This window comes from Pseudomonas kielensis, from assembly GCF_030505375.1.
Classification (GTDB): domain Bacteria; phylum Pseudomonadota; class Gammaproteobacteria; order Pseudomonadales; family Pseudomonadaceae; genus Aquipseudomonas; species Aquipseudomonas kielensis.
Map to the genome: position 1 here is coordinate 4,262,841 of NZ_CP130043.1, position 12,858 is coordinate 4,275,698.

General features: G+C 59.3%; 12 protein-coding genes. 3 read left to right on the plus strand and 9 right to left on the minus strand.

The genetic code is table 11. The annotated features are described in order from the left end of the window. Positions 1-43: 43 nt before the first annotated feature. From hflD to Q1W70_RS19945, 4 genes are all read right to left on the minus strand, one after another. Positions 44-667, minus strand: coding sequence for a high frequency lysogenization protein HflD (hflD, locus tag Q1W70_RS19930; protein ID WP_095165225.1), 624 nt, complete (start codon positions 665-667; stop codon positions 44-46). After that, entirely contained in the window at positions 664-1,788 is a 1,125-nt protein-coding gene (gene mnmA, locus Q1W70_RS19935; protein WP_166589923.1) for a tRNA 2-thiouridine(34) synthase MnmA, read from the minus strand. The genes hflD and mnmA overlap by 4 nt, the downstream gene beginning before the upstream one ends. Positions 1,789-1,847: 59 nt before the next feature. After that, positions 1,848-2,294 (minus strand): NUDIX hydrolase, encoded by a 447-nt coding sequence (locus tag Q1W70_RS19940; protein WP_166589922.1) that lies wholly within the window; start codon positions 2,292-2,294, stop codon positions 1,848-1,850. 216 nt (positions 2,295-2,510) lie between these two features. Continuing rightward, positions 2,511-4,736 (minus strand): NADP-dependent isocitrate dehydrogenase, encoded by a 2,226-nt coding sequence (locus tag Q1W70_RS19945; protein ID WP_166589921.1) that lies wholly within the window; start codon positions 4,734-4,736, stop codon positions 2,511-2,513. Positions 4,737-5,227: 491 nt separating this feature from the next. On the opposite strand from Q1W70_RS19945, the gene icd reads away from it, so the two are divergent. Then, entirely contained in the window at positions 5,228-6,484 is a 1,257-nt protein-coding gene (gene icd / locus Q1W70_RS19950; protein WP_007905029.1) for an NADP-dependent isocitrate dehydrogenase, read from the plus strand. Positions 6,485-6,570: 86 nt separating this feature from the next. On the opposite strand, the gene cspD is transcribed toward icd, so the two are convergent. Then, entirely contained in the window at positions 6,571-6,837 is a 267-nt protein-coding gene (gene cspD / locus Q1W70_RS19955; protein WP_166589920.1) for a cold shock domain-containing protein CspD, read from the minus strand. Between the two features lie 226 nt (positions 6,838-7,063). On the opposite strand from cspD, the gene clpS reads away from it, so the two are divergent. Both clpS and clpA read left to right on the plus strand, forming a co-directional pair. Beyond that, on the plus strand, positions 7,064-7,426 hold the full coding sequence (clpS, locus tag Q1W70_RS19960) for an ATP-dependent Clp protease adapter ClpS (protein WP_093421263.1): 363 nt from the start codon (positions 7,064-7,066) through the stop codon (positions 7,424-7,426). Between the two features lie 29 nt (positions 7,427-7,455). Further along, on the plus strand, positions 7,456-9,726 hold the full coding sequence (gene clpA / locus Q1W70_RS19965; protein WP_095165219.1) for an ATP-dependent Clp protease ATP-binding subunit ClpA: 2,271 nt from the start codon (positions 7,456-7,458) through the stop codon (positions 9,724-9,726). 193 nt (positions 9,727-9,919) lie between these two features. Here the strand turns inward: clpA and infA are convergent, their stop codons facing one another. The 4 genes from infA to trxB form a co-directional block, all read right to left on the minus strand. After that, positions 9,920-10,138, minus strand: coding sequence for a translation initiation factor IF-1 (gene infA, locus Q1W70_RS19970; RefSeq protein WP_002553999.1), 219 nt, complete (start codon positions 10,136-10,138; stop codon positions 9,920-9,922). A gap of 111 nt (positions 10,139-10,249) precedes the next feature. Continuing rightward, positions 10,250-10,957, minus strand: a complete 708-nt coding sequence (locus Q1W70_RS19975) for an arginyltransferase (protein WP_166589919.1) — start codon at positions 10,955-10,957, stop codon at positions 10,250-10,252. A gap of 29 nt (positions 10,958-10,986) precedes the next feature. Next, a complete protein-coding gene (gene aat, locus Q1W70_RS19980) occupies positions 10,987-11,697 on the minus strand; it encodes a leucyl/phenylalanyl-tRNA--protein transferase (RefSeq protein WP_166589918.1) in 711 nt (236 codons plus the stop codon). Between the two features lie 61 nt (positions 11,698-11,758). Next, complete coding sequence (trxB, locus tag Q1W70_RS19985; RefSeq protein ID WP_166589917.1) at positions 11,759-12,709, minus strand: thioredoxin-disulfide reductase; 951 nt, start codon at positions 12,707-12,709, stop codon at positions 11,759-11,761. Positions 12,710-12,858: the final 149 nt, after the last annotated feature.

Sequence of the window (12,858 nt, forward strand, 5' to 3'; positions counted from 1 at the left end):
AGCGTATTACGCCTAACACGGTGTACAGGACCCTTGATGCGACTTATTCGTTGCGCATCAATGGGTAAAGTTCTTTGAGCAATTTGCGACGGCTGATCACCAACTGCCAGCGGTGCCCACCCAGTTGCCGCCATAGGCGTGCCGAGCGGATCCCGGCCAGCAACAGGGCGCGGATTTTCGAGGCGTTGCTGGGCTGCTGCAGGTTGCGCATGTCGCCGTGTACCTGGATGCGCTGGCGCAGAGTGCTCAGGGTGTCCTGGTACAAAGCGCCACAGGCGGCAATCACGTTCTCGTGCGCCGGGCCGAAATGTTCAACCTGGGACTGGATCTGGGGCAGGCGCTTGCCGATTTCCGCGAGCATGTCCTCGCGCTTGGCCAGTTGACGCTCAAGGCCGAGCATCGACAGGGCGTAGCGCAGCGGCTCGCGTTGCAGGGTGCTGGGGTCGCGCTCCAGGGCGCCGATCAACGCGCGATAGCCTTCGCGCAGGTTGAGGTCGTCGCCGCCGTAGACTTCCAGGGTGTCCTTGGGGTCGCGGATCAGCAGGCTGCCGAGCATGCAGGTCAGGCCGGCTTCGCTGACCTGGCCGGTCTTGGCGATCTTGTCCACCAGCACGGCGGCCAGGAAGACACCGCCCAGCGCGGTCAATTGCTCCTGAGTGGGGCTCATGCCTTGCTGCTCCAGGGTTCTGCAACTTCGATGACGCCGCCACCGAGGCAGATTTCACCGTCATAGAACACCACGGACTGACCAGGCGTGACGGCGCGTTGCGGCTCATCGAAGGTGGCGCGATAGCCGGTCGCGGTTTGTTCCAGGGTGCAGGCCTGGTCGTTCTGGCGGTAGCGGACCTTGGCGGTCAGGCGGCGCGGCTGGCTCAGGTCGACCGGGTTGACCCAGTAGATCTCGGAGGCGAGCAGGGCGCCGGAGAACAGCCATGGGTGGTTGTTGCCCTGGCCAACGATCAACTCGTTGTGCTCAAGGTCCTTGACCAGCACGTACCAGGGCTCGTCGCCGGCGTCTTTCAAGCCGCCGATGCCCAGGCCCTGGCGTTGGCCGATGGTGTGGTACATCAGGCCGTGGTGGCGGCCGATCACTTCACCTTCGGTGGTCTTGATTTCGCCCGGCTGGGCCGGCAGGTATTGCTTGAGGAAGTCGCTGAAGCGCCGTTCACCGATAAAGCAGATGCCGGTGGAGTCTTTCTTCTTGGCCGTGGCCAGGTCGTGTTTCTCGGCGATTGCGCGCACTTGCGGTTTTTCCAGCTCGCCGACCGGAAACAGGGTCTTGGCGATCTGTTCACCGCCGACGGCGTGCAGGAAGTAGCTCTGGTCCTTGTTCGGGTCCAGGCCCTTGAGCAGTTCGGTGCGGCCATCAATGTCGCGGCGGCGCACGTAGTGGCCGGTGGCGATCAGGTCGGCGCCGAGCATCATGGCGTAGTCGAGGAACGCCTTGAACTTGATCTCACGGTTGCACAGGATGTCCGGGTTCGGGGTGCGACCGGCTTTGTACTCGGCCAGGAAGTGCTCGAACACGTTGTCCCAGTACTCGGCGGCGAAGTTGGCGGTGTGCAGCTTGATGCCGATCTTGTCGCACACGGCCTGGGCGTCGGCCAGGTCATCCATGGCGGTGCAATAGTCCGTACCGTCGTCCTCTTCCCAGTTCTTCATGAACAGGCCTTCCACCTGGTAACCCTGCTCGATCAGCAGTAGGGCGGAAACGGAAGAGTCCACGCCGCCGGACATGCCGACAATGACGCGCTTCGATTGGGTGTCAGAAGGGGCTGGATCACGCATGGGAATTTAATGAGTGTCTTGAAAAAGGACGCGATTCTAACAGGCTGGCGCCCGCAAGGCTAAAGAGAAGGACGGATGAGTTCGAGACTGAAGCAATTTCCCTGCAGGTAATCGTCGATGCAGCGGATGATCAGCTCGCTGCGCCAGCTTTCGCGCTGGGCCAGCAACTCGTCCCGAGTCAGCCACTTGGCGCCGACGATGCCGTCGTCCAGTGGGTAATCGGGGTGGTGCTTGATGGCTTTGGCGATAAAGCAGACCCGTTGATAGGTCACGCCGTTGCTGGGGGCGGTGTAGAGATAAATGCCTACCACGCCGGTCGGCTCGACGTCCCAGCCGGTCTCTTCGAGGGTTTCGCGTACGGCGGCTTCGGTCAGGGTCTCATCCGGATCCAGGTGGCCGGCGGGCTGGTTCAGTACGTTGCGCCCGGCTTTGTGCTCTTCAACCATGAGGAATCGGCCGTTGTCCTCGACGATAGTGGCGACGGTGATGTGGGGTAGCCAATCCATGCAGCTTCCTCGGTTTCTGGTATTGGAATAAAAAACAGTGTGGGAGCGAGCTTGCTCGCGATTGCGGCGGATCAGTTCACACCAATGCTGAATGATATATCGCTATCGCGAGCAAGCTCGCTCCCACATTGGTTCGGTTTTGGCAAATAGATAGGTGTCATCGCCACAAACAGAAACCCCGGCACTAGGCCGGGGCTTCTTTGCATCCTTACAACCTTACACCAGCGCAGCAATCGCCGCGTTGAAGGTGTTGCTCGGGCGCATGGCCTGGCTGATCAGCTCGGCATTGGCGTGGTAGTAACCGCCGATGTCCACTGGCTTGCCCTGGACGGCGTTGAGCTCGGCAACGATGGTTGCCTCGTTCTCGGTCAGGGTGCTGGCCAGTTGGCTGAACTGCGCTTGCAGGGCCGTGTCTTCGCTCTGGGCGGCCAGTGCTTGTGCCCAGTACAGCGCCAGGTAGAAGTGGCTGCCGCGGTTGTCGATGTTGCCGACTTTGCGCGATGGCGACTTGTTGTTGTCGAGGAACTGGCCGGTAGCCTGGTCCAGGGTCTTGGCCAACACCAACGCTTTAGGGTTGTTGTAGGTTACGCCCAGGTGTTCCAGGGACGCGGCCAGGGCCAGGAACTCGCCCAGCGAATCCCAGCGCAGGAAGTTTTCTTCCAGCAGTTGTTGCACGTGCTTGGGGGCCGAACCGCCAGCGCCGGTTTCGAACAGGCCGCCACCGTTCATCAGCGGCACGATCGACAGCATCTTGGCGCTGGTGCCCAGTTCCATGATCGGGAACAGGTCGGTCAGGTAGTCGCGCAACACGTTGCCGGTCACCGAGATGGTGTCCTTGCCTTCGCGGGTGCGCTGCAGGGTGAATTTCATGGCGTCGACCGGTGCCATGATCTGGATGTCCAGGCCGGCGGTGTCGTGGTCCTTCAGGTAAGCCTGGACCTTCTCGATCACCACGCCATCGTGGGCGCGCATTGGGTCCAGCCAGAAAATCGCTGGGGTGGCGCTGGCGCGGGCACGGTTGACGGCCAGCTTGACCCAGTCCTGGATCGGCGCGTCCTTGGTCTGGCACATGCGGAAGATGTCGCCGGCTTCAACCGGTTGCTCCAGTAGGGTGCGGCCAGCGCTGTCGGAAACACGAACCACACCGTCAGCCTTGATCTGGAAGGTCTTGTCGTGGGAGCCGTACTCTTCGGCTTTCTTCGCCATCAGGCCAACGTTTGGCACGCTGCCCATGGTGGTTGGGTCGAAGGCGCCATTGACCTTGCAGTCTTCAATCACTGCCTGGTAGATGGTGGCGTAGCAGCGATCCGGGATCACGGCCTTGGTGTCGTGCAGTTGACCGTCGGTGCCCCACATTTTGCCGGAGTCACGGATCATGGCCGGCATCGATGCGTCGACGATCACGTCGCTTGGCACGTGCAGGTTGGTGATGCCTTTGTCGGAGTTGACCATCGCCAGGGAAGGGCGAGCGGCGTAGACCGCCTGGATGTCAGCTTCGATCTGCGCTTGCTGGTCGGCCGGCAGGGCCTTGATGCGAGCGTACAGGTCGCCGATGCCGTTGTTCAGGTTGAAGCCGATCTGTGCCAGCACGTCTGCGTGCTTGGCCAGGGCGTCTTTATAGAACTCGGCAACGATCTGGCCGAACATGATCGGGTCGGAAACCTTCATCATGGTGGCTTTGAGGTGGACCGACAGCAGCACGCCCTTGGCCTTGGCGTCTTCGATCTCGGCGGCGATGAAGCTGCGCAGGGCGTTTTTGCTCATGACCGCGCAATCGAGGATCTCACCGGCTTGTACGGTGGTCTTTGCCTTCAGGACGGTGGAGGTGCCGTCCTGGGCGATCAGTTCGATTTTCACGGCGTCAGCGGCGTCGATCAGGGCGGCCTTTTCGCTGCCGTAGAAATCGCCGGTGCTCATGTGCGCAACGTGGGACTTGGAGTCCTTGGCCCAGGCGCCCATCTTGTGCGGGTGCTTGCGAGCGTAGTTCTTGACCGACAGCGGCGCGCGGCGGTCGGAGTTGCCTTCGCGCAGAACCGGGTTTACCGCGCTCCCCTTGACCTTGTCGTAACGAGCCTTGGCGTCTTTGTCGGCATCGCTGGTCACGGTTTCCGGGTAGTCCGGCAGTGCATAGCCCTGGGCTTGCAGTTCTTTGATCGCGGCTTGCAGTTGCGGTACCGAAGCACTGATGTTCGGCAGCTTGATGATGTTGGCTTCAGGCGTAACGGCCAGGGCGCCCAGTTCGGCGAGGTGGTCGGCTACGGCTTTGTCACCCAGTTGCTCGGGGAAGCTTGCCAGGATGCGCCCTGCAAGGGAGATATCGCGGGTTTCCACGGCAATATCGGCGGAAGCGGTAAAGGCTTCTACGATCGGGAGCAGGGAATAGGTGGCGAGGGCGGGAGCTTCGTCGGTGAAGGTGTAGATGATCTTCGAGCGGGTGGGCATATTCGGATTAACTCTCTTCTTTGCTAAAAGCGTGCGCGGAAATTCGAGGGGCGCCGGGTAAGCGCGTTCGTTCAAAGTCATCCATGAGCCGAATGTCGAGATTTCGTCGCGGTGATGTTGGGTGCATCAGTCGAGCGTCAAGCGCTCGGGTTGCGGTAACAACCCGGCTTTTCGGGCCGAAACTCTTGTAGTAGAGGGCTCGGCCGTCGTGACTCTGTGGTCAGCGGCGGCATTATACATAGGTAGCTGGCAAAACGCCGATGGTTCATACACCTCTGGTCTCGTCCATTGGTCTAAAGGTCGCACCCGGTGCTGCGGCGTAGAGTCGCTCCACGTGCTTGAGTTTGGCAGTTTCCCCTTTGCTTTCATGCTTGTAGGCCGCGAACTGGGTAGCTTGGCGGCAGATCAGTGGAACATGAGGTTCCCGTGCAGATTCAACTGGGGTACGCTCGAACGCAGCCAGATGTTCAATCCACACAACGGAGTTCAGCATGGGATACAAGAAGATTCAGGTTCCAGCAGTCGGCGACAAAATCACCGTCAATGCAGACCATTCTCTCAATGTTCCTAACAACCCGATCATCCCTTTCATTGAAGGTGATGGTATTGGTGTTGATATCAGCCCGGTCATGATCAAGGTTGTCGATGCTGCTGTTAAGAAGGCTTACGGCGGCGAACGCAAGATTTCCTGGATGGAAGTGTATGCCGGGGAAAAAGCGACTCAGGTTTACGATCAGGACACCTGGCTGCCTCAGGAAACCCTGGACGCAGTCAAGGATTACGTGGTTTCCATCAAGGGCCCGCTGACCACGCCGGTCGGTGGCGGTATCCGTTCCCTCAACGTTGCACTGCGTCAGCAGCTGGACCTGTATGTGTGCCTGCGCCCGGTGCGCTGGTTCGAAGGTGTACCGAGCCCGGTGAAGAAGCCAGGTGACGTCGACATGACCATCTTCCGTGAGAACTCGGAAGACATCTACGCCGGTATCGAGTGGAAAGCCGGTTCGCCGGAAGCGACCAAGGTCATCAAGTTCCTGAAAGAGGAAATGGGTGTCACCAAGATTCGTTTCGACGAAAACTGCGGCATCGGCGTCAAGCCGGTTTCCCTGGAAGGCACCAAGCGTCTGGCGCGCAAGGCCCTGCAATATGTGGTCGACAATGATCGCGACTCGCTGACCATCGTCCACAAAGGCAACATCATGAAGTTCACCGAAGGTGCCTTCAAGGAGTGGGCCTACGAAGTGGCGGCCGAAGAGTTCGGCGCGACCCTGCTCGACGGCGGTCCGTGGATGCAGTTCAAGAACCCGAAAACCGGCAAGAACGTCATCGTCAAGGATGCCATCGCCGATGCCATGCTCCAGCAGATCCTGCTGCGCCCGGCGGAATACGACGTGATCGCGACCCTGAACCTGAACGGCGACTACCTGTCCGACGCCCTGGCGGCTGAAGTCGGCGGTATCGGTATCGCGCCAGGTGCCAACCTGTCCGACACCGTGGCCATGTTCGAAGCCACCCACGGTACCGCACCCAAGTACGCCGGCAAGGACCAGGTCAACCCGGGTTCGCTGATCCTTTCCGCAGAAATGATGCTGCGTCACATGGGCTGGACCGAAGCGGCCGACCTGATCATCAAGGGCACCAACGGCGCCATCTCGGCCAAGACCGTGACCTATGACTTCGAACGCCTGATGGAAGGCGCCAAGCTGCTGTCTTCTTCGGCGTTTGGTGATGCCCTGATCTCGCACATGTGAGCTGAGCGGCATTAAACACAAACCGCCCGGCTCAAGTGATTGAGCCGGGCGGTTTTTTTGTGGGAAACCTGCAGTCGGTAGGGGTCTCAGGCGGTAACGGGGTGTTCCTGCGGGGAGGTGTCGATTGCGCTGGTTTCTGTGGCGGCGCCGATATTCACGGCGTGCAGGCCCTTGGGGCCCTGGATGATCTCGAAGCTCACCGCTTGGCCGGCCTTCAAGGTCTTGTAGCCCTCCATCTGGATCGCCGAGAAGTGGGCGAACAGATCTTCCGTTTTGCCGTCTTCGATGATGAAACCGTAACCCTTGGCATTGTTGAACCACTTGACCTTGCCATTGATCTTGACGCCTGACATACCCAACTCCCTCTGCAACAGACTCCATCACTGGAGTATCATCCAGTTGATCCTGGTCAAATCCTGCAAATAGGGTTTGACGGCACGGACCTTTTTTACCCACTGTGGGCTCTATTGGTTGTAACACTGATTTGCCGATAGTCAAGGCGACCGGACAGTCAGAGTTGAAAAGCTCTGGGACCGCCCCCACCACTGTATTCAGCTCAACTGACGAACCTTTCTTTCCATGCATGCAATCAGCCAGATTCGACTAACATTCAATCAGGATCGCCCGGATTCACACGACGACGATTCCGCAGGCATTGCTGTACAGGAGGCAAAGCCTGCCTTACAGGCACCGCCGATGTACAAGGTGGTTTTGTTCAATGATGACTACACACCGATGGATTTCGTCGTCGAAGTGCTCGAGGTGTTTTTTAACCTGAATCGTGAGCTGGCGACCAAGGTAATGCTGGCCGTCCACACAGAAGGACGGGCAGTATGTGGATTGTTTACCCGCGACATCGCCGAGACCAAGGCCATGCAGGTCAACCAGTACGCCAGGGAAAGCCAGCATCCGCTACTCTGTGAAATCGAGAAGGACGGTTAACGCCGACCACTTGGGTATGAGGTGAAGCTATGTTAAACCGCGAGCTCGAAGTCACCCTCAATCTCGCCTTCAAGGAGGCGCGTTCGAAACGTCATGAGTTCATGACCGTCGAACACCTCCTGTTGGCTCTATTGGATAATGAGGCAGCCGCCACCGTTTTGCGTGCCTGCGGCGCAAACCTCGACAAACTCAAGCACGACCTGCAGGAGTTCATCGACTCCACCACGCCTTTGATCCCCGTTCATGACGAGGATCGTGAAACCCAGCCAACCCTGGGCTTCCAGCGTGTGCTGCAACGTGCTGTCTTCCATGTGCAGAGCTCGGGCAAGCGTGAAGTGACCGGCGCCAACGTGCTGGTCGCAATCTTCAGTGAGCAAGAGAGTCAGGCGGTGTTCCTGCTGAAACAGCAGAGCGTTGCCCGCATCGATGTCGTCAACTACATCGCCCATGGCATTTCCAAGGTGCCAGGGCATGGCGATCACTCTGAAGGTGAGCAAGATATGCAGGACGAAGAGGGTGGTGAATCTTCTTCTTCAAGCAATCCGCTGGACGCTTATGCCAGCAACCTCAACGAACTGGCACGCCAGGGTCGTATCGACCCGCTGGTCGGGCGTGAAATGGAAGTTGAGCGAGTGGCGCAGATTCTCGCGCGCCGGCGCAAGAACAACCCGTTGTTGGTGGGCGAGGCAGGCGTGGGTAAAACCGCGATTGCCGAAGGCCTGGCCAAGCGCATTGTCGATAACCAGGTACCTGATCTGTTGGCCAATGCCGTGGTCTACTCCCTGGATCTCGGTGCACTGCTGGCCGGTACCAAGTACCGCGGCGATTTCGAGAAGCGTTTCAAGGCGCTGCTCAATGAACTGAAAAAACGTCCACAGGCCATTCTGTTCATCGACGAAATCCACACCATCATTGGTGCGGGTGCTGCCTCTGGCGGCGTCATGGACGCTTCGAACCTGCTCAAGCCGCTGCTGTCGTCGGGTGATATCCGCTGCATCGGTTCGACCACTTTCCAGGAATTTCGCGGGATCTTCGAAAAAGACCGCGCCCTGGCACGACGTTTCCAGAAGGTCGATGTCTCGGAGCCTTCGGTGGAGGACACCATTGGCATCCTGCGCGGCCTCAAGGGGCGTTTCGAGGCGCACCACAACATCGAATACAGTGATGAAGCCTTGCGCGCCGCTGCCGAACTGGCCTCGCGCTACATCAACGACCGGCACATGCCGGACAAGGCCATCGACGTCATCGACGAGGCGGGCGCCTACCAGCGTCTGCAGCCGGTCGAGAAGCGCGTAAAACGCATCGAAGTGCCTCAGGTTGAGGACATCGTGGCGAAAATCGCGCGGATTCCGCCCAAGCATGTCACCAGTTCCGACAAGGAGCTGCTGCGCAACCTTGAGCGTGACCTCAAGCTGACGGTATTTGGCCAGGATGCCGCGATCGACTCGCTGTCGACTGCGATCAAACTGTCCCGTGCTGGTCTCAAGTCGCCGGACAAGCCAGTGGGTTCGTTCCTGTTCGCAGGTCCGACCGGTGTCGGCAAGACCGAAGCGGCTCGCCAACTGGCGAAGGCGCTGGGGATCGAGCTGGTGCGGTTCGACATGTCCGAGTACATGGAGCGTCACACCGTATCGCGTCTGATCGGTGCGCCACCGGGTTACGTCGGGTTCGACCAGGGCGGTCTGTTGACCGAAGCCATCACCAAACAGCCGCATTGCGTGTTGTTGCTCGATGAGATCGAGAAGGCGCACCCGGAAGTCTTCAACCTGCTGCTGCAGGTCATGGACCACGGTACGCTCACCGATAACAACGGGCGCAAGGCTGACTTCCGCAACGTGATCGTGATCATGACGACCAACGCCGGCGCCGAAACTGCAGCCCGTGCGTCGATCGGCTTCACCCATCAGGACCACTCGTCCGATGCGATGGAAGTGATCAAGAAGAGCTTCACGCCGGAGTTCCGTAACCGTCTGGACACCATTATCCAGTTTGGTCGCCTCAGTCATGAGGTCATCAAAAGTGTGGTGGACAAGTTCCTTACCGAGCTTCAAGCGCAGTTGGAAGACAAGCGCGTACAGCTGGAAGTGACCGATGCCGCACGCAGCTGGTTGGCGGCAGGTGGCTACGACTCGGCAATGGGCGCTCGTCCGATGGCTCGCTTGATCCAGGACAAGATCAAGCGTCCGCTAGCGGAGGAAATCCTGTTTGGCGAGTTGGCCGATCATGGTGGGGTGGTGCATATCGATATCAAGGACGGCGAGCTGACCTTCGATTTCGAGACCACGGCGGAAATGGCCTGACGGTTGATTGTGGTAAAGCAAAAAGGCGCCGGGAGGCGCCTTTTTGCTTTTCGGCGTCTGGAAAAGTGAGTCGCTGTAGAAGCGAACCCGCCAGAGGCCTTAACCGCAGCAACGGATATGCTCAAAAAGCTAAAGACAAACAAGGCGCAAACAAAAACGCCCGGCATAAACCGGGCGTTTTGTATTGACTTGATTAGCGAGCGCGGTAAGTGATGCGCCCTTTGCTCAAGTCATAGGGCGTCAGCTCGACGCGCACTTTGTCACCGGTAAGAATACGAATGTAGTTCTTGCGCATCTTGCCGGAGATATGCGCGGTTACGACGTGCCCATTTTCCAACTCCACACGAAACATGGTGTTGGGCAGGGTGTCGACGACAGTGCCTTCCATTTCGAAGCTGTCTTCTTTCGACATGCAGTAAAGCCCTCGGTGTCCAATGAATGGCCCGGTGCAACTGCGCCAGGCAAAAGCGGCGTGCATTGTGCCCGAAAAATGGGGTTTAAGCCAAGGGCTTTAGGGTTGACCCTAGTTCAGAACCACCCAGCGCTGATTAATCAGCAGCTCTATGGGGCGATATTGGGTCTTGTAGTTCATTTTTTTGCAGTTCTTGATCCAGTACCCCAGGTACACCGCATCCAGCCCCAGGCGGCTGGCTTCGCCGATTTGCCAGAGGATCGCGTAGCGCCCCAGGCTGCGGCGCTCTTCTGCAGGTTCGTAGAAGGTGTAGACCGCGGATAAACCGTTGGGCAGCAGGTCGGTCACGGCAATGGCCAGCAGTCGGCCCTCCAGGCGGAACTCATAGAACCGGGAAAAGGGCAGGTCGCGCACCAGGAAGGTGGAAAATTGATCGCGACTGGGTGGGTACATGTCGCCATCGGCATGCCGCTGTTCGATGTAGCGCTGGTAAAGGTCGAAGTATTCTTCGCTGAACCCTGGTTTGGCTGGGCGTACCTGCAAATCGGCGTTGCGCTTGAAAATGCGTTTCTGCTGCCGGTTGGGGGTAAATTGCGCCACCGGGATGCGCGCAGGCACACACGCATTGCAGTTCTGGCAATGGGGCCGGTACAGGTGATCGCCGCTGCGCCGAAAACCCATTTCCGACAGGTCTGCGTAGACATGCACATCCATGGGCTGGCTAGGATCGAGGAACAGCGTGGTCGCCTGCTCCTGCGGCAGATAACTGCAGGAATGGGGTTGAGTGGCATAAAACTTGAGACGCGCCAACTCGGTCATGGATCAACCCTCGGGGGTAAGCCGTTCAATTAAGTGTAAGCCACAGGCGTCAAAGTCGCCTGATAAACCCATGTGGCGCGGTTGGGCTGATCGAGGTGGCGGGCCAGATAATCGGCAAACTCCCGGCGCGGGATCGAGCGGGCTCCCAGGCTGTGCAGGTGGTCGGTGGGCATCTGGCAGTCGATGAGGACAAAACCTGCCTCCCTGAGGTGCTGCACCAGGCTCGCAAAGCCCACTTTGGAGGCGTTGTCGGCGCGGCTGAACATCGACTCGCCGAAAAACAGCTGGCCCATGGCTAGGCCGTACAAGCCGCCCACCAGCATGTCCTGGTCCCAGACTTCGACGCTGTGGGCGTGGCCACGGGCATGCAGTTCCCGGTAGGCGTCCTGCATGGCGCCGGTGATCCAGGTGCCGTCGGCATAGTCCCGGGGCGCTGCGCAGGCGCTGATCACCGCGGCGAAGTCCTGGTCGAACGTCACCCGGTAGCGCTGTTGTCGCAGCAGTTTGCCGAGGCTGCGCGAGATATGCAGTTCGTCGGGAAACAACACCGTGCGCGGATCCGGGGACCACCACAGGATCGGCTGGCCTTCGGAAAACCAGGGGAAGCAACCGTGACGGTAGGCTTGGACCAGGCGATCGGCAGACAGGTCGCCCCCGGCGGCGAGCAGGCCGTTGGGCTCGCGCATGGCTTTTTCCAGCGGAGGGAAATTCAGGGAGTCGCGTTGTAACCAGGTCAGCATGGTATCCAGCTTGCAGTAGGGGAGGGCAGCGGCAGCGCCGGGCTGCCGCCCATCATCCGAGTCAGTTGTCGTCGAGGTATTTTTCAGCGTCCAGCGCCGCCATGCAACCCGCGCCGGCAGAAGTCACCGCCTGGCGGTACACATGGTCGGCCACATCGCCGGCGGCAAACACCCCGGCAATCGCGGTGGCGGTGGCGTTACCTTCACTTCCACCCTCGACCCTCAAGTAGCCATCATGCATCGGCAGTTGGCCCTGGAACAGCTCGGTATTGGGTTTATGGCCAATGGCAATGAAGACCCCGGCCAGGGGCAGTTCGCGGGTTTGCCCGGTGAGACTGTCCCGCAGGCGGGCGCCGGTCACGCCGCTGGCATCACCGAGGACTTCGTCCAGGTTCTGGTTCCAGTGCAGGCGGATATTACCGTTGGCGGCTTTTTCGAACAGTTTGTCCTGGAGGATCTTTTCCGAGCGCAACTTATCGCGGCGGTGAATCAGGTGCACTTCCTTTGCAATGTTGGACAGATACAACGCCTCTTCAACCGCCGTATTGCCACCACCCACCACGGCGACCACCTGGTTGCGGTAGAAGAACCCGTCGCAGGTCGCGCACGCCGAGACCCCCTTGCCGGCAAAGGCCTCTTCCGACGGCAGGCCAAGGTACTGCGCCGAGGCGCCAGTCGCGATGATCAACGCATCGCAGGTATAGGTGGCGCTGTCGCCAATCAGCTGGAACGGGCGCTGCTGCAACTTGGCGGTATGGATGTGGTCGTAGACGATCTGTGTATCAAAACGCTCGGCGTGTTTTTGCATGCGCTCCATGAGTGCCGGGCCGGTGAGGCCTTCGACGTCACCGGGCCAGTTGTCGACTTCGACCGTGGTGGTGAGCTGGCCACCGGCCTGCATACCGGTGATAACCACGGGTTTGAGGTTGGCGCGGGCGGCATAAACGGCAGCGCTGTAACCGGCAGGACCGGAACCCAGAATGATCAGGCGTGAATGCTTCGCATCGCTCATAAAAACACCTCATAAGCCTTTGTCACAAAAGACAATGCATGCTCAAATTGAATCGCACGCCAGAGACTTCTGGCTATGCTGTAGCCATGGACTTGAAGCATGTCATCGGCCGTACAAACCCGTACAATGCAACGCTGTAACAATGTCTT